At 64.1% G+C, this 16,796-nt stretch carries 21 protein-coding genes; 3 read left to right on the forward strand and 18 right to left on the reverse strand.

Annotated elements, in window-relative coordinates; translation table 11 throughout:
• Positions 1-108 precede the first annotated feature (108 nt).
• Positions 109-351 carry a TraR/DksA family transcriptional regulator gene (locus RBB42_RS04990; RefSeq protein ID WP_371932200.1) on the forward strand — a complete coding sequence of 81 codons (243 nt, stop codon included), beginning with the start codon at positions 109-111 and terminating at the stop codon, positions 349-351.
• Here the strand turns inward: RBB42_RS04990 and RBB42_RS28230 are convergent.
• The 18 genes from RBB42_RS28230 to RBB42_RS05075 all read right to left on the reverse strand — a co-directional run bounded on the left by RBB42_RS28230 (position 258) and on the right by RBB42_RS05075 (position 14,823).
• A complete protein-coding gene (locus tag RBB42_RS28230) occupies positions 258-623 on the reverse strand; it encodes a DUF7742 family protein (protein WP_500862271.1) in 366 nt (121 codons plus the stop codon). The genes RBB42_RS04990 and RBB42_RS28230 overlap by 94 nt on opposite strands.
• Positions 620-4,555, reverse strand: coding sequence for a baseplate multidomain protein megatron (locus RBB42_RS04995; protein ID WP_305968413.1), 3,936 nt, complete (start codon positions 4,553-4,555; stop codon positions 620-622). Before RBB42_RS04995 ends, RBB42_RS28230 begins: the two co-directional genes overlap by 4 nt.
• Positions 4,555-4,989, reverse strand: coding sequence for an NlpC/P60 family protein (locus RBB42_RS05000; RefSeq protein ID WP_305968414.1), 435 nt, complete (start codon positions 4,987-4,989; stop codon positions 4,555-4,557). Before RBB42_RS05000 ends, RBB42_RS04995 begins: the two co-directional genes overlap by 1 nt.
• The gene (locus tag RBB42_RS05005) at positions 4,986-5,870 is read right to left on the reverse strand and encodes a phage/gene transfer agent baseplate hub protein (protein ID WP_305968415.1); all 885 of its coding nucleotides are present in this window, start codon (positions 5,868-5,870) and stop codon (positions 4,986-4,988) included. The genes RBB42_RS05000 and RBB42_RS05005 overlap by 4 nt, the downstream gene beginning before the upstream one ends.
• Entirely contained in the window at positions 5,870-6,502 is a 633-nt protein-coding gene (locus RBB42_RS05010) for a DUF2460 domain-containing protein (RefSeq protein ID WP_305968416.1), read from the reverse strand. The genes RBB42_RS05005 and RBB42_RS05010 overlap by 1 nt, the downstream gene beginning before the upstream one ends.
• 10 nt (positions 6,503-6,512) lie before the next feature.
• Complete coding sequence (locus tag RBB42_RS05015; RefSeq protein WP_305968417.1) at positions 6,513-7,163, reverse strand: RcGTA-type gene transfer agent tail tape measure protein; 651 nt, start codon at positions 7,161-7,163, stop codon at positions 6,513-6,515.
• Positions 7,160-7,360, reverse strand: a complete 201-nt coding sequence (locus tag RBB42_RS05020) for a rcc01693 family protein (RefSeq protein ID WP_305968418.1) — start codon at positions 7,358-7,360, stop codon at positions 7,160-7,162. The genes RBB42_RS05015 and RBB42_RS05020 overlap by 4 nt, the downstream gene beginning before the upstream one ends.
• Positions 7,347-7,679 (reverse strand): gene transfer agent family protein, encoded by a 333-nt coding sequence (locus tag RBB42_RS05025; protein WP_305968419.1) that lies wholly within the window; start codon positions 7,677-7,679, stop codon positions 7,347-7,349. Before RBB42_RS05025 ends, RBB42_RS05020 begins: the two co-directional genes overlap by 14 nt.
• 3 nt (positions 7,680-7,682) lie before the next feature.
• Positions 7,683-8,090 (reverse strand): phage major tail protein, TP901-1 family, encoded by a 408-nt coding sequence (locus tag RBB42_RS05030; RefSeq protein WP_305968420.1) that lies wholly within the window; start codon positions 8,088-8,090, stop codon positions 7,683-7,685.
• A 46-nt stretch (positions 8,091-8,136) separates the two neighbouring features.
• Entirely contained in the window at positions 8,137-8,553 is a 417-nt protein-coding gene (locus tag RBB42_RS05035) for a DUF3168 domain-containing protein (RefSeq protein ID WP_305968421.1), read from the reverse strand.
• On the reverse strand, positions 8,550-8,885 hold the full coding sequence (locus tag RBB42_RS05040) for a head-tail adaptor protein (RefSeq protein ID WP_305968422.1): 336 nt from the start codon (positions 8,883-8,885) through the stop codon (positions 8,550-8,552). The genes RBB42_RS05035 and RBB42_RS05040 overlap by 4 nt, the downstream gene beginning before the upstream one ends.
• The gene (locus RBB42_RS05045) at positions 8,882-9,475 is read right to left on the reverse strand and encodes a head-tail connector protein (protein ID WP_305968423.1); all 594 of its coding nucleotides are present in this window, start codon (positions 9,473-9,475) and stop codon (positions 8,882-8,884) included. The genes RBB42_RS05040 and RBB42_RS05045 overlap by 4 nt, the downstream gene beginning before the upstream one ends.
• A gap of 156 nt (positions 9,476-9,631) precedes the next feature.
• The gene (locus RBB42_RS05050; RefSeq protein WP_305968424.1) at positions 9,632-10,813 is read right to left on the reverse strand and encodes a phage major capsid protein; all 1,182 of its coding nucleotides are present in this window, start codon (positions 10,811-10,813) and stop codon (positions 9,632-9,634) included.
• Positions 10,814-10,840: 27 nt separating this feature from the next.
• Positions 10,841-11,380 (reverse strand): HK97 family phage prohead protease, encoded by a 540-nt coding sequence (locus tag RBB42_RS05055; protein ID WP_305968425.1) that lies wholly within the window; start codon positions 11,378-11,380, stop codon positions 10,841-10,843.
• Between the two features lie 34 nt (positions 11,381-11,414).
• Positions 11,415-11,642: a GTA head formation protein, RCAP_rcc01685 family gene (locus RBB42_RS05060; protein WP_305968426.1), complete on the reverse strand. Its 228-nt coding sequence runs from the start codon at positions 11,640-11,642 to the stop codon at positions 11,415-11,417.
• A complete protein-coding gene (locus tag RBB42_RS05065; protein WP_305968427.1) occupies positions 11,635-12,834 on the reverse strand; it encodes a phage portal protein in 1,200 nt (399 codons plus the stop codon). Before RBB42_RS05065 ends, RBB42_RS05060 begins: the two co-directional genes overlap by 8 nt.
• A gap of 335 nt (positions 12,835-13,169) precedes the next feature.
• The gene (locus RBB42_RS05070; protein WP_305968428.1) at positions 13,170-14,429 is read right to left on the reverse strand and encodes a DNA-packaging protein; all 1,260 of its coding nucleotides are present in this window, start codon (positions 14,427-14,429) and stop codon (positions 13,170-13,172) included.
• A gap of 19 nt (positions 14,430-14,448) precedes the next feature.
• Positions 14,449-14,823 carry a hypothetical protein gene (locus tag RBB42_RS05075; protein ID WP_305968429.1) on the reverse strand — a complete coding sequence of 125 codons (375 nt, stop codon included), beginning with the start codon at positions 14,821-14,823 and terminating at the stop codon, positions 14,449-14,451.
• Between the two features lie 265 nt (positions 14,824-15,088).
• Here RBB42_RS05075 and RBB42_RS05080 point away from each other — a divergent pair, with 265 nt between their 5' ends.
• Together RBB42_RS05080 and RBB42_RS05085 are read left to right on the forward strand one after the other, a co-directional pair.
• A complete protein-coding gene (locus RBB42_RS05080) occupies positions 15,089-16,279 on the forward strand; it encodes a pyridoxal phosphate-dependent aminotransferase (protein WP_306043609.1) in 1,191 nt (396 codons plus the stop codon).
• Between the two features lie 126 nt (positions 16,280-16,405).
• On the forward strand, positions 16,406-16,738 hold the full coding sequence (locus RBB42_RS05085) for a TfoX/Sxy family protein (protein WP_305968431.1): 333 nt from the start codon (positions 16,406-16,408) through the stop codon (positions 16,736-16,738).
• Positions 16,739-16,796: the final 58 nt, after the last annotated feature.

Genomic DNA, 16,796 nt, shown 5'->3' on the forward strand with positions numbered 1-16,796 from the left:
TGATAAGGGAAATCTTCGATATGGATGAGTCTAAGGCACGCCGTTTCCGGACCCTGATCCAAGACAGGCTGCTGGCTCTCGACAAAGAAGATGCCCTCGGCCGCGACGGTGGAACTGGATCAGCAGGCCGTCGGTCGTCTGTCGCGGCAGGATGCACTATTGAACCAGTCGATGGCCAAGGCATCACAGGCACGTCGCGACGCCCAGCGCCGCGCGTTGGAAGCGGCATTGGCGCGCCTCGAAGAAGAAGACTTCGGCTACTGCGAAGATTGCGGCGAAGAGATCGCCATCAAGCGCCTCGAACTGGATCCGACCGCGATGCGCTGTATCGCCTGCGCATCTGGCCGATAAAAAACGCACAAGGCTTCAAGCATCTTCACCTGGCAATCCAGAAAGTCCGGATCGTCGAAGCTGGATTCCCGCCCCATGTCGTGGCCCTGCGCTGCCCCCATCAGCGTCCCGTTGCCCCAGCGTCCATGCGCTCGCCCCGTTCGTCGGCAATGCAGCTCGGCAGCACAGGCTTCGTCTATCAACCGGCGGGCTAGGTCTGAACGCATTGCGGACGACACAGGCAACAAGGCCCGTGCCGCCGCTGTCAGATCCCCGGGTAGTACCGGTTTCACACCGTCACCTGCAGTTCCGCAAAAGGGCCGGCGCCATACCGTTCCGAGACCTGAGCCACGCTCAACGTGATGTTGCCGCCCGCGCCGTCGCCGGCCATGTCTGAAACAGTGTAGACCCATTGCGGGGTATGTACGGTCACGTCCCGAAGCACAGCCGCGCCTTGGCGCACCTGCACCTGGTAGGCTTCGCTGTCCTCGCCCAATGGCACCTCTGCGCGGTCCCATCCGTCTCCGTCGATCCGTGTGCGCCGAATCCAGCGGACGGACAAGTCGCCGTTCGCTTGTTCCGCTTGCAGATGCGCAGGCCTGTAGGGTCGCAGGCCGTTTCCTTCGAAAACATGCACCCGATGTTCGTACGACGCATGATCATAGGTCTGACTTGCCGGCCCGATCCGATAATGCCGCTCCAGCCCCCTGTGCCGGGATTTGAGCGCGATCTGTGACGACGAGCCATCCAGCAGAACAACCCATGAACCGGCGGGCCAGTTGGGCGGCATCAAACCGTCGCTCCCCACCTGGCCGCGCAGACGGTGAGAAAGGCGCCAGCGCCCCTCTGAGATCATTTCGGCATCCCGGAACTGGAAAAGTTCCCAGTTTCCCGGCGTCCCGTCGCCGATGGCCATCAGATTGCTTCCCGCGAGGAGAGCTGCGTCGCTGATCGATTGCAGGCTTCCACTGGCCAACCGCACTTCGACCGGCGCTCCGTTATCGATCACCCCTGGTCGAGCCACGGGCAGGTCAGTTTCGGTCAGACCGACAATCGACCGTGCGGCCGCGATACCGTTCAAAGCATAGTCCGCGTCCTGGGCGGCGTCATAGATCGCCACGGAACCCGGCCAGGGTGTTGCGGTCAGCGCCAAATGGGGTGCGTGCGGCACTTCATCGCCGCTGATCAATGGCAGGTCGAGGAACACCGGCGTCACTGGCACGGCCGGCGTAAAGGGTCGGACCTGCGCCGCCTCTTCAATCATATCCGAAGGCAGCATCACATCCGGTTCGATCCGGACCGCATCGACGATCTGGTGCTCCATGATGTCGACCTTGTCGATCCGCGCCAGGGTTGGCCCACTTTGAGAAGGCAGTCGGACAATATCACCAGCGCCAAGCGAAAGTTGTGACGGGGGCAAGGCAAACCGCAAGGTATCCCGAGCGACCCTCGCCTCTGCAAGCCAGCGTTCTGCCGTCTGCCGTCCTTCACCGCGGGTCAGCGCCAGCGGCATGTCGGTTTCCGAAACCGCATGCGTCGCCTCATCAGGCAACACCGCCTCTTCTGACGCAACCTGATGATCCGCATCTGCCAGGACAAATTGCACACGCACACGCCCGGCCATTTCGGCCTCGCTTGCCCGAGTTTCCATCAGGTCGCCTTCGATCTCGTCACTGACGGCCAAGACTTCACGCGAAATCTCCACCGGCCCCAACCCCCGGCGCATCCGAAAAACAAGCGTGCCGTCCCGTTCTATGGCATCGAACCCGTAAGCCAACATCAACGGCTGCAGTGCTCGCCTCGCATCACTGACATTGGGCACGACGTATCCCCGCACGATGCCGTCCAGATCCCTCGTATCCACATCCGTCAAACCGACCCGGGAACAGATCTCTCTTACGACAGAGGCAAGGCTTCGAGTGGATAGTCGCCCGTTCAACCAGTGCCCCCGGCGATAGTTCGGCCCGTCCGACCAAAGTTCCTCTTCCGCCGGAAACCAGGGATAAGGCCGTGCATCCCAGGCCCAGACGAAACAGCGCTCGAGATCCAGCATCTGCCCACCATAGACGGACGACACAGGGTTGTTTCCGGCGTCACCCCAATAGCCCAGCTGAGCCTTGAGATATTGTTGCTGGATCGTCTCATCCCTGTTTCCGTTTGAAAAATGCGGAAGGTTCGATTCCGAGGATTTCGGATCCAGAAACTTGTTGGGCTGGTTCGTCCCCTTGTCGATCGCGGCACATCCCAGTTCCGTGAACCAGATCGGTTTGGATTCCGGCTGCCAACCGGTCGCCGTGGATTGCCTTACGCCGCCAATTCGCTCGTGGTGGGTATTGCTCCACCAGTTGCGAAGGTCCTTGTGGCGCCAGACCCAAGGTTCGCCATGCGCTCCGTCGCTGATTGGTGTGCGCACTTGCGCGTCCCGGTCAGCCTCGGACACATATACCCAATCATACCCTTCCCCGCCTTCGATATTGGCGCGCAGGTAGTCGGGGTTGTAGATACTCCCCCAACCCGCGTCCGCGTGCTCTTCTCCATCACGCCAGTCAGAGAGCGGCATGTAATTGTCGATACCGACGAAATCTATTTCGGGATCTGACCAGAGCGGGTCCAAGTGAAAGTACAGGTCGCCAGAACCGTCATTCGGCTGATACCCGAAATACTCTGTCCAATCCGCTGCGTAACCGATCATGACCGAAGACCCCAGCAAGGCGCGACACTCAGCCGCGAGTTCCTTCAGTGCGGCTACCGCAGCAAATCCTGAGGCGCCGCGAATCTGGGTCAAACCGCGCATCTCGGAACCAATGCAGAAGGCCTCCACCCCCCCGGCCGCCGCACAAAGCGCCGCCTGGTGCAGGATAAAACGCCGATAACCCCATTCCTGCGGGCCGGAGTATCCAACCGTACCGTCCGTCACCGAGAAGTCATTTGCAGAAGCCGTGCCAAAGAAGGCCGCGACCTCCGCATCGGCCGTTGCAGTCCCGTCCGGAGAGCCAGATTGTCCGGGCGCAGTGCTCAGCGTGATCCTCCCGCGCCAAGGCAACGCGGACTGTTCCACTGCCCCGGTCCAGGGATCGGGCAATCCATTTCCGGGCATCTGGTCCATCAGGATAAAGGGGTAATACATGACCCCAAGGCCTGCGGCCTGCATCTCATGGATCGCCTGGATTACGGAATCATCGGTTGGCGTACCTCCGTAGACCGGGCGCCCGTCTCTTTGAGCCACGATCTCTGCGGAACTCCGATCAACCCCGGCGACCGACCAGGGCATCGACTTTGCCTCATATTCTGACTGCTCGACCTTGGGGCGGATAGTGCAACTGCCACAGCGCAAATCATTCCCGAACCAGCTCACGATGAGCGAGGCTGCGCCGCAATTCGGCGCCTCTTCGCGGAGTTGTTTCAGCGATGTGACAAAATCCGGCGCTTCGGAGGGCGAATTGACATTGGCGACGGCCTTGCCGTTCGCACCGATACCAAACGGGTTGTCCAACGCGCTTGCGGCGTGCCGCATATAGACTGGATCGGTGGCGAGGGCGTATTCACCGGTCCCCGGGATCATGGCGACACCCCGAACAAGATCGGGAATTTCGCCCGACGAGGAATCCGGGCGCGTCACCTCGAAACTGAACTGCGGGACGCGGTTGCCAAAGCGGTCCAGTGGCAGGTCCTCGATGACCACATAGGCCGTACCGCGATAGGCGGGGGCCTGCCCCGCGCCTTCGACCGCCTCGATCTTGGGATCGGGCAGCTGATCCTGCGTCCCCGCGTAGACCCGCATGTTCAGGTCATCCACGGCAATCTCGGCTCCATCCGTCCAGACCCGGCCGACAGATGCGATCTGACCTTCGCAGAGCGCCAGGGCCAGGCTGACGGAGTAGCTGTGTTCCCGGATCCTGGGCTGAGGTGCTGCCCCCTTGCCAGATCCACCCGTTTCGCGGACGCTCTCTTGGAACTCGGTCGCCCAGATTACGTGGCCGCCAATGCGCATACGCCCATAGACCTGCGCAATCGGCGCCCCTTCTCCGGCCCCGGTCAGCCGAAACCGGTCGATCTTGCCGGTGTCCACCGCCTCTGACCCCGCCCCAAGCAGTCGCTGGTCCAGAGAGCGGCCGATGGAGGCCCCTATGAACCGGCCAACCGCCGTCATCGACATGCCCAGGACAGAGCCGCCGACGGAACTGCCAATTGCCGCACCTGCGGCGGAAAGAAGGATCGTCGCCATCACTCTATCTCCAAAGGAAGGGCGAAGCGGGCCACGACCCGCCGTGCCCAAGGCACGCTAAAGGCGCTCTCGACTACGCCATGTCCGCTGTACGCATGGATGAAGCTTGCCCCCGGCCCTACCCGCGCCTGAAGGCCAAGATGTTTGGCCACCGCCCCGTCCCGCATCCGGAACAGAAGTACATCTCCCTCGGCCACATCTTCCGGATCTTTTTCCGTCATATGCCGACGACCGGCCCGCCAAAGATGTTCCTCACCTTGGGGCTCGGACCAGTCCCTACTATAGGCGGGCACCATCGCGGGTTCTTCGCCGATCACCTCGCGCCAGACCCCACGCAACAAGCCCAGACAATCACACCCCGCACCTTTGCACGAGGCCTGGTGGACATAGGGCGTGCCGATCCAGCCTCGGGCCGCCATCACAATCCGGTTCATCTGCGGCTCCCGCCGTCCAGTCGTTTCGCATGGCTTGGATGAACCGTGATCCAGTCCTCCTCGGGCAAATCGGGGAACCCCCTGTAGTTCAGGTGGTTGCCGAACTTCAGGCGGCAGGTCTCAAAGCGCCGGTCACATCCCGCAGTCAGGCGCACCTGGTCGCCGGTCTGCGGCACTGCCCGCATCAGCTCCCAAAGCTCGATCGCCCGCTTACCATCCTTGCGCACATGGTCCCGCTTGATTGCACCGACCAACCCGTGGGCGTCACCGGTCAGGACTTCCAGCTTGCCGCGTTGGAACCATCCGGCGGAAAAGCCGGACAGACCGCCCGCCAAGAAGACTTGGTTCTGCTCTACGTCGAGCAGCGAGCCTGTATAGACATACCCACTTGACGACAGGTCAAAACCACACTCCGCATCTCCCAACACTGCCGAGCATGGCTTTTGATACACCCGTCCCACCGGACGGTTTAGCATCTCTGTCAGCCCACGAAGTTCGGCATGAAACGCTCCATCGCCACGCCGCAATTCACCAATCGCTCCGCGAAAGATGATCCGACGCGCCGAAACATCCGCCCAATTCACCAACCAAGCAACAACTTCGGCTCCATCGAAGCGGCCTGCGGCGATATCCGTTTCACTGATGGCACTGGCGCTCAAGGCGCCCATCGCCTCGGAATTGTCCACCGACAGGCCGGTTGACTGGCTAAGCGCCCTTGCCGACATACCGCTGTCGGCCTTGAAAACCAGCCCATCGAAAGCCAAGTCCAGATCGTGGTCAGTGAACCCCATGCGCAGGCCATCCTTGCGCGTCACGGCCCAGGCACGAGCGACGGTCGTCAAGCCACCGGACAGGTGGGCATTCAATTCCTCTGCGCCCATCAGACTCTTACCTCCACCACTGGAATGTCGGGAATCTGACCTGCATTGATGGCGCCGGCACTGACATGAATGCGGTCAGTGTCGAACCTTACCGGCACGTCAAAGACGAAACCTGCACGAACCTCCTGCCCGACCCCGGGCGCGCTTTGCAGCGTCACGATGCCCGTTTCGGTCTCGACGACAAACCCCGCCCCTTCGGTCAAAGGGATACCGTCGACCTCGACCAGAACAGACCCGGCAACGGGCTTGGCCACGGGCCGGACATAACTTGCGCCACCTGACGCATATGTCTTGGACAACTGAAACCCGTTGCGTGCACCATCACCGGTTCCAATCAACTGGTCTGACGAGCTTGGAACAGCGGATGGCGCGCAGGATTTGAAGTCCGCCCAGTCTTTCCAGCGAAACCCGTACAACTGCCCCTGCCGCGCCTCGAAAAAGGCGATCAGTTCAGCCAGATCATCAAGTGACCTCAGGCCAAGGCCCGCATCATATCGCCTGCGGGAATGTGCCCAGGGTGTGTTGCGCTCTTCAAATCCAGACGTCAGAGTCACGATATCCGTGCGCCGCTCTGGCCCCCCGACCGAACCAAAGCTCAAATCGGTCGGGAATCTCACCTCGTGAAAGCTCATGGCATCCTCCTCAGCGGTTGCGCGCGCCATGGCTCAGCACCTGCCCCATGCGGGCGGCGATCTGACTCTGGCTGCGCTGGAAGCCCGCCACGTCCGGCGTGGAGATATTCATGACCACCGTCACCGGTCCCTGCCCACCGCCCTCGGCGCGCACGCCAAGCTTGCCATCGGCGCCTCTGGTCAGCGGCATGATCGCCTCTGGACCAGCCTCGCCCATCAGTCCGGTGCCGCCGCGCATCGGGAAATAGGTCGGGCTTGCCACAATTCCGCCATTGGCAAAGGGCATCACCCGACCTTGAGAGAATCCTGCTCCGTCGGCAAAGGGCGAAGCGCTGCCAAAGATGCCCGACACGGCAGAGGACAAAATCCCACCAACGTGGCTGGCGACTGGCGTCACGGCCGCCTTCCAAGCCGCGTCGATCATGGACTGCGCGACCGTGCGGAGCGCATCAGAAAGCTTCATGCCATCCAGAACGACCCCGTCGATGGCCCTGGCCACCCCCCGGCTCAACGTCGACTCCAGCTTGGCTGCACCGCGTCCGGTGGCTGAAAAGGTCTCGTGAATGCGTTTCAATTCGGCATCAAATTGCGCCGCCATCCCGATCGCACCCCCCAAGGAAGCCTCCAGCGCCTCGACCTGGTCGTCAAGATCATCGATCATGTCCCGTCACCTCGCATATCGTCAGGAAAGGCCGACATCAGTTCGGTCAACCTTTCGCGTCCCATTGGTTTCGCGCCGTCTCCCTCGCCCAGCATCAGGTGCAGCTCGGCGGGCGTCAGCGCCCAGAACTCCCAGGGTTTGAGGCCAAGACCCCGCATCCCCGCGCGCATGAGGGCCGGCCAGTCAAACCCCGCCATCACCGGACTCCGGTATCATGAAGGCCCGTGCCAACAGCTCGGCCGCCGCGCGGGCCGCAGCCATTGGACCACCTTCGATTTCTGCGGACAGAAGATCGCCGGCCTGCCCTTTCCAGCCCCCGCCGCGCAGCCCCGCCACGATGAGCGTCAACACGTCACGCGTGCTGAATTCTCCGGTCTCGAAACGCTGCACCAGGTCGACGAGCGATCCGGTAGACAGTCCGGCTTCAAGTTCTGCCAACGCCCCAAGCGTCAACCGCATCAGGTGGCTCTGGCCTTCGATGACCAGCACCACGTCCCCCCGCCACGGATTGCCCATGACTTACACCGCCGTGAAACTGAGCGCGCCCGCCGAGGCCAGCGCTAACTCGTAGGTCGCCTCACCGTCATGTGCGCCGGCATATTCGATCGACGTCACCTGAAAAGGTCCCTCGACCGTACCGAAATCCGGGATAATGACCTGAAAGGCCGGGGTGACGCCGTCAAAGAAGATCTGGCGGGCGCGTTCGTCCGTGGCCCCGTCCTTGAACACGCCCGAGCCGCTCAAGCTTGCCGATTTGACACCGGCACCTGCCAGCAGTTCCCGCCATCCACCGCTGCTTTCCAGCGTGGTCACATCGACCTGCTCGGCGTTAAAGCTGATACGCGTTGCGCGCAGCCCCGCCAGGGTTTCGAACGTGCCGCTGACGTCGACCTTGATCAGCAGGTCTTTTCCGTTCTGTACCGCCATTGTTTCACTCCTGCGAAAAGATTTCATTCTTCATCGGGACGCGCATTCATTGCGCACCGTCGTCCTCGACCCGCGCGCGAAAGGTCAGGTCGATGCACCGCAATCCGCGGCTCTCGCGCTTGGCCTTCGCTCTCTCGAACCACAGGCCGACCAAGTGTCCTCGGGTCAGCGCCAGATCAGCACCGTGCAGCGCATCGCTGACCGCCGCCGCCGCGTCCTTGGCGGTTTGAAAACCCGACTTCGATGTCACCACCGACACGACGAACCTGTGCCAGGCTCCCGCCCCGCTCTTGTCGCCAGCGTCCTTCGCCGTCTCCGGTCCCAGCGCGACATAGATCGGCGGCAAGGTACCCGTGGGAAGCGCGTCGTAGATGTCGCCCCCCACCAGCGCACCCAACACCGCGTCACCCTGAAGGCGGGCAAAGACAGAGGCCTGCAAGGCGCTCGCTACCGCGTAACTCATGCCGAAAGCTCCTCTTGGCATTCGCAGATCAGGTAGAGTCCCGAGGGTTCCTGCTCGGTCACGGATTCGATCCGGAACAGCCGCGTCCCCATGCGAAATCTTTGCCCCGGCCCAGGGCGGTTGGAGTGTCCCTGCGGCGCCCCGCGCACCGTGATCCGAAACCCCCCGATTGAAATCTCGCCGGTCTCTCCCCGGGCGAGCCGCCCGGTCCGCGGCTTGACCTCGGCCCAGAGCGTGCCCAGCGCCGACCAGGTTTCCTCGAACCCTCCGGCCCCGTCGCCAACGCGCTGAGGCGCCTCCAGCACCAACCGCCTGTTCACCCGGAGGCTCATGCGCCCAACCCCATGCGCACCGGACGGTAGCGGGCGATCAGGCTGGTCACACCAAACGGCATGCATCCCTGGCTCAGCGCGGTGTCGCTACGGTACTCGTAGTAGTGCGCCGCCAGCATCAGGACCGCCTGTCTCAGGTCCGCCGGTACCGCATTGAAAGCCGCACCGTATCCAGCGTCGAAACGGATCTCCACCGATCCCCCCGTCGGAACACCCGGAAGACGTGTTCCAGTAGGCCGAAGCTTCGGGTCAAAGAGATCCTTCTGCAGCCGGTAACTGCCGGGGTCGATGGTTGTTGCCGCGCCGTAGGCATCGACAACAGTCACCTCCGTAACCGCCTGAACCGGCCCCACGGGCAGCCGCTGTCCTTCGCAAGAGCTCCAGCGATCGAGCGTCATCAGAAAGCCCCTGGAGATCAGCGCCTTGCTCGTCCGTCCTTCGATCGCGGCCAGCGCCGCGCGCAGGAATGAGATCAGAACCGGATCCTGCAGATCGCTCTCGGTAAAACCGCTGCCCAGCAGCAGGTGGTCCCTCAAGGCATCGATCGGAAGCGCCGCCTCCGGCACCTGGGTTTCTTCCACCAACATCATGTTTCTTCTCCGAAATCCTCGACCATCCCTAGTCCGCCAGGCGGTTGGGCGCGCGCCGCCCAGGCTGCACGGGCGGAGGGGTAGCTGGACAACATGAACAGGCGCGCGCCCCAGAGAGACGGGCCCGGGGGCCCGCCTCCCATCTCATGGCCAGGCTCAGCTGACGGCGACGCGCAGCAGCTTGATGGCAGCGAAATCGCTCACGTCGCCGCCCACGCGCTTGGTGGCATAGAACAGGACATGCGGCTTGGCGCTGAAGGGATCGCGCAGCACGCGCAGGTCCGGCCGTTCGGCGACGGTATACCCGGCACCGAAATCACCAAAGGCGATGGGGCAGGCATCCGCCTCGACGTCTGGCATGTCTTCGACGATCAGCACCGGGTATCCCAGCAGACGCGCGGGTTCACCGGCAGCCAGACCATCGTTCCACAGGTGACGGCCATCATTGTCCTTGAGCTTGCGGATCGCCGCTGCAGTCTTCGAATTCATCACGAAGCTCGCATTGGCGCGATAGCGCGAGTCCAGCGCATAGGTGACGTCGATCAGCACATCGCCGTTGCCTAGATCGCTTGCCGACCCCGATGCCTTGTACCCCAGGCTGCCCCAGGTCCAACTGTCATTCTCGACGGTCGGATGAGTCAGAAAGCCGGTCGGCTTGTCGATACCGTCGCCGTTGACAAAGGCCGCCGCCTCGGCGCGCACGAACTTGTCCGCGATCCGCGCCGCCAGCCAGCTCTCGACGTCGAAGGCACTGTCATCCAGCAGGCGCTGCGAAACCTTGGGCATCGCGTTCAACTCGTAGAGCGGGATCGAGATCCGTTCGACCGTGGGCGTCCCGGTCTCGGCGGTCGACGAGGTCTCGTTGGCCCAACCGGCGCCGGTGTCGTTCTGGTCGATCAGCACGTCAAAGGACGAGGCCTCGACATTCACCACGCTGGAAATCGCACGGATCGAGACCTTGGAGTCCAGCTTGGACTTGATGGTCTGCGCGGTCTCGGGATCCACCAGGAACCCGCCGTCCGAGTTGATCGCGGTGGACATGGCCTTGCCTTCCAGCTCAAGGCCGCGCAGGGCATCATCGTCGCCGGTACGCAGATAGGCGTCGAACGCCTTCAGGTGGGGGGCCTCGACCTCGGTACGGGTCGAAAGCGCCGGACGGTTCGCTTTCGCGGTCTTGTGATCCAGCATGGTCAGTCGCTCTTCCTGTTTCTGAAGCTTCTCTTCAAGGTCGGCCTGCAGGGCCTTGTAGTCCCCGATCAGTCCCGCCATCGCGGCACTCACCCGGGCGACCGGAGACAGATCTTCCCCGGTCCGAGACTTGGTCTCGGTGTCGCTCATCCTTCGTTCCCTCATGAGTGGCGCGCGTCAGCCGCCCGCCAGGTTGCGGCGCATGCCCTCTAGGGCCTCCGCCAGATCGCGCAGGGCGATGTCGTCGGGACTTTCCCCCTTGGACGCCACCCGCGCACTGGGCAGCATCGGAAAGGTCACCAGCGACACTTCCCAAAGCTCCAGTTCCGTCAGGACCCGATGGCCCTTGTCGTTCTTCGTGGCTTTCAGCGTGCGATAGCCGATAGACAACCCGTCGATGGCCCCCGCCTCGATCAGCGCCGCCGCCTCGCGGCCCCGTTCAACACTGTCGAGCAGGCGCCCCTTGACGTAGAGACCGCGTTCGTCCTCGCGGACCTCCTGCCAGATCCCGATGGGCTGCGCCGGGTCGTGCTGCCACAGCATCTTGACCGCGCGGCCTTCGCCGGCCAGCCGTTTCAGCGACCTTGCATATGCACCCCGGGCCACCACGTCGCCGCCTTGGTCGCAGGCACCAAACAACGAGGCATAGCCCTCGATGTCGCGTCCCTCGACCGTCACATCCGCATCGAAGCGGCAAAATTTATGCTCAAGTTCCATCTCGATCCCTCTGCTAGGAGCGCAGCCCGTCTCCTCAGGGCGCCGCGCTCAGAAACCCCTGGAAGAGATCCGCAAGGATCACCCCGGCCACCCCGTAAACCGTCAGCCACAGCCGCCGCTCCAATCGCTCGATCAGGGCTTCCAACCGTTCGAAACGGTCCGTCAGCGCATCGAACTGCAGCTTGCTGACCCGTTCATGCGCCTCCAGGCGCAGTCCCGGCGCACAGGCAAACGCCTCGTGTCGCGAACGCAGATCAGTCACTGGTGTCCTCCTCGGCCTCGGCGGGCAGGCCCAGCATCCGGCGTTTCTCGGCACGGGTCAGGAAATCGGCCTGCGCCACGCGGTTCCATTGCGCATCGCGCTCTGTGGCCAGCGCCGGCACCTGGTCCATGTCGGGGGCCAGCACGACGTCCTCGCCGCTCCACGACGAGAGCCAGCGCCCGACACTCGCCGCCACCTTTGTTGCCAGCGGCAAAACCGTCTGCCGATAGAAGGCCCGGTGCGCCTCGGCGTAGTTGGCATAGGTCGCTTCTCCGGGGATCCCCAGCATCATCGGCGGCACACCGAAGGCCACGGCGATCTCTCGCGCCGCCGATTCCTTGGTTTTCTGGAACTCCATGTCCGAGGGCGAAAAGCCCATCGGCTTCCAGTCCAGCCCGCCTTCCAGCAGCATCGGCCGCCCGGCATTCCGCGCCCCCTGGTGGTGCATCTCCATCTCGGACTGCAGGCGCTCGAACTGCTCCGGGCTCAGGTGTCCCTGCCCGTCCGCCCCCGTCCAGACGATCGCGCCAGAGGGCCGCGCCGCATTGTCCAGCAGCCCCTTCGACCAGCGCGAGGCCGCGTTGTGCACGTCCACGGCCTGCGCCGCCGCCTGCAGGGGCGACAATCCATAGTGATCGTCCTGCGGGTGAAAGGCCTTCACATGGCAGATCGGCGACACCGGACCCGTCACCCCAAATCGATGCTTGCGGCCGCCCACGGCGTATTCATAAGCCACCGGCCAGCCATCCGCGCCGGGCACCACGCTCATCCGGTCACTGCGCAAGACGTGCAACTCGAAGGGCAACCCGCTTTCACCCGCGACCGCCTCCACGTAACCGTCCCCCGACAGCAGCAGCTGGCCATACAATGCCTCGAACAGTTCGGCCCGCCCCTGGGCCGGGTTGGGCGCCGCCACCAGCTTGAGGATCGGGTGCTCGGCATAGCGCGTCGCATTGTCCTGCAGAACCAGAGGCAGCGCCGCCGCCGCCTCGGCGATCAGCTTGACCGCGCGGAACCCCACCGGGTTGCCGGCAAAGGCCTGCTTGGTCAGCGACACGGTATCGCGCGGGCTCCAGGCCACGCGGCCCCCGTTGAGATGCGCCACCAGGCGCCCGGTCGCCGAAGCCTTGACCTGTGGCGCGCCCTGCACCTCGTCGGCCTGTCCGCCCCGCCGCAGAAAATCGAATACCATGCCAAGTCACTCCTTTTCCCAAGGCGGCGCGCCCGACGGCCCGCACCCGTCCCGTCCGCGCGAACCGCTGATCCGCGCGCTGCCGGTCTGTTCCGTCTTCTGATCTGGCCCGGAGGCTGCCCACCTCCGCGTCTCTTGAGGCAATCTAGAAAAACCGCCTTAAAGCCGCGTCACACCACCGTCCGGCCTAAGCGCAACACCGCAACATCAGCGCCGAACCCCATGTTTCTTTGGGCCGTAAATACCTCCGGAGAGCGCGAGGGGCTGGCCCCTCGCCCCACGCGCCCCCAAGGCCGCATGCCCCCGGACCGGCGCGCTTCTCTCCGCCGTTACCGTCACAACACCCGCAGCTGCGGAGCGCGCTTCACCGGACGGGCGCCCAGCATCAGCTCGCTCAGCGCCCAGACCAGCGCATCCACCCGGTCCGGGCTGCCCGACCCGTGATAGCCATTGGGTGTCATCAGGCACATCTGCGCTTCCAGCTCTGCCAGCCCGACGGAATGCTTGATCCGCCCCTGTTCATAGAGCGCCGCCACCGGCTCGGCCCGCAGCGATTTTCCCTGCGAGGCATGCACCGACTTGTAGGCGACATAGGGATCGACCTGCCGCAAGGTGGCTTCAACCATGGCGCCGCCCTGGTTGACCTCGGCCACCACCCGGTCGGCCTGCCAACGCGCCGCCACCTCGATGACGGCTGTCGCCCAGCCGACCGGCGACAGCCCCTGGACAGAGGCATCTTCCAGCACATAGGCCCGCCGCTCGCGCGGGTCTTCGCTGTCGACCAGTCCCGCCACGACGATTCCGCAGGCATCTGCCCGCGCCCCGGCGCCTGCCGGCGGATCTACGGCAACCACGACCCGGTCCATGTCGGGCAACCGCCCGGCGCGCGCACCGTCCAGCATCTCCCGTGTCCACAAGGCCCCGTCCACCTGGTCCAGCAACACGCCGTCCAGTTCCTGCAGGCCAAGCGACTGGCCCTCATAGCGTGCCCGCACCTCGTCGAGGAAGGTCTCGGCCAGATGCGCCTGATTGGCTTCGGTCCGCGCATGGGTCGATACGGTCGAAGGCAAGTCCAGCAATTCCTTCAGCACACCCACGTTGCGCGGCGTCGTCGTCACGCAGACCCTTGGCGTCTCCCCCAACCGCAGCCCGAACTGCAACATGTCCCAGACATCCTGCGCCTTTTTCCACTTGGCGAATTCATCCGCCCAGGCGCCATCGAACTGCGGCCCGCGCAGCGCCTCCGGGTCCTGTGCCGAAAACACCATCGCTTCGGCTCCGTTGGGCCAGACCAGCGTCCGCCTCGTCGAGATGTATTTCGGTTTCCGGTCAGGCGGTGTGCAGTTCATGATCCCGCTATCGCCGTAGATCATCACCTCGCGCGCCTGGTCATAGGTCTCGCCGATCAGCGCGATGCGCCGGCAATGCCCCTTGTCCAGCGGCTTGGCACCCTCGACCTGAGCCCTGACCCATTCCGACCCGGCGCGGGTCTTGCCCGCGCCGCGCCCGCCCAGGATCACCCAGGTGCGCCAGTCGCCCTCGGGCGGCAACTGGTGGGCATGGGCCCAGAACTCGAAAAGGTAGGGGAGCGCCATGCGCTCCCCCTCGGACATTTCATTCAGGAACCTGTCCTTCAGAACAGCAGGCCCGGAGGCTATCCAGGCGGCACCCGACCGCAAGTCGGGCTGCCTCGAGGTCGAGTCCGTAGACATCGCTGATTCCCTCTTCCTTTCGGATGATCTCTTCAAGTTCCAACTCCGTTTCCCGGGCTGCACGCAGCCAGTACCTCAATTCGCCCAGGGCGCTGCTCGCCTCGGACTTCTTCGCCACATCCCCTCTTTTCGCCCTGTCCTGCAGTTCGCCTATCTGGTCGACGAGTTCCGCAATCGTGGCCGTTGCCCGGTCACGCTGCCTGCGCAGACGCTCACACCGCTCGCTGGCGATGATGACGATGCGCGGTTCTTCTTGTTTCTGCTCTGCACTGCTCATGCTCGACACCTTTTTTGCCTGTAGGTTGCCCCTCCTGGGTGGCAGGGCACGAAAAACGGCCCCAAGGGGTTCCCCCGGGGGCCGCCTGCCGTACCTCGTCCAGCATGTCTGAAACCATACGTTCGACCGCGCGCTGGGTCAATCGGGGGCGCGGACGCAAGCATCTGATTTCATTTACATTTATGAACCCATGATTAACGCGTGGAGAAGCGACTTGCCGCGCCATGACAGCTCTGGCAAGACATTTCCAAGAAAGGACAACACCATGGCCCAGCTCTCTTCCCGTATCACCACGCTCAACGAAGGCGGCTCCGACGGGTGGGAGGTGTTCTACCGTGCCCGCGCGCTCGTCGCCGCGGGCGAGCCCGTGACCGAACTGACGATCGGCGAACATGACATCGGCACCGATCCCGCGATCCTTCAGGCGATTCATGACGCCGCCCTTGGCGGTCACACGGGCTATGCGATGGTCCCCGGCGTCTCTGCCCTGCGCGAGGCCGTGGCCAGCCGCATCACCCAACGCACCGGCGTGCCAACCACGCCCGACAACGTGCTCATCACCCCCGGCGGGCAGGCGGCGCTCTTTGCGGCGCACATGGCCGTGCTGACCCCCGGCGATGCCGCGCTCTACATCGACCCCTATTACGCCACATACCCCGGCACGATCCGCGCCGCCTCGGGCCGCGCGGTGCCCGTCGCCACGCGGGCCGCCGACGCATTCCTCCCGCGCGGCGACGCCATCCAGACCGCCGCCCGCGAGACCGGCGCCAAGAGCCTGCTGGTCAACACGCCCAACAACCCCACCGGCATGGTCTATCCCCGCGACACGCTCCAAGAGATCGCGCAAGCCTGCACGGACAACGATCTCTGGCTGATCTCGGACGAGGTCTATGACACCCAGGTCTGGCAAGGCCAGCACATCAGTCCGCGCAGCCTTCCGGGCATGGTGGACCGCACGCTGATTGTCGGCTCCATGTCGAAAAGCCACGCCATGACCGGGTCCCGCGCCGGCTGGATCGTCGGCCCGACAGAGGCCATCGACCGGTTGATCGACCTGGCCACCGCAACCACCTACGGCGTGCCCGGCTACATCCAGGACGGCGCGCTCTTTGCACTGGAACAGGGCGCCGGGCTCGAGGAACAGATCGCAGAACCCTTCCGCCGCCGCCGCGACCTCGCACTGACGGTGATCGAGGGGCAGTCCACGATCAAGGCCATCCCTGCGCAGGGCGCCATGTACCTCATGCTCGACATCCGCGCGACAGGTCTCTCGGGCCGCGATTTCGCCGAGGCCCTGCTGGACGATCACCGCATCGCCGTCATGCCGGGGGAAAACTTTGGCAAATCCGCCGCCGGGCATATCCGCGTGGCGCTGACCGTCGCGGACGACCGGCTAGTAGAGGCGTTGCAGACCCTCTGCGCCTTTGCCGAAACCCAGGCCCGCGCCCATGCCTGACCCTGGCAGGAAAAGGCTCTGCTCGGGCGCTCCTGTCGTTTCGGCCAATGTCCGCAACGCCGGATCGGCCCACCCGAGGGACTTTGTCGCCGCCCTGCCCGTCGCCACAGCCAATCTGATGCCGAGATGAGCGGCACGCCGATCAGTACCATCCGCAACCTGGGGCCGGCCTTCGAAAAGGCTTGCACGGCCGCGGGCATCCCCGACGCCGAAACGCTGCGCGCTCTCGGCGCGCATGAGGCCTATCGCAAGCTGCTTGTTTCCGGCGAACGTCCTCATTTCATCGGCTACTACGTCCTGCACATGGCCCTTCAGGGTCGCCCCTGGAACGACTGCAAGGGCGCGGAAAAGGACGCCCTGCGCGCCCAGTTCGACGCGCTCAAGGCACAGACCACCACCGCCCCCCGGACCGCGTTCGATCGCATCCTGGACGAGATCGGCGTGATCGAACGCCGCTGACCTACCAGACCAGCATCAGACAAACGAAAAATGCCGCCCCCGGTGTCCCGGAGGCGGC

It is taken from the genome of Mameliella sp. MMSF_3455, from assembly GCF_030733205.1.
GTDB lineage: Bacteria > Pseudomonadota > Alphaproteobacteria > Rhodobacterales > Rhodobacteraceae > Antarctobacter.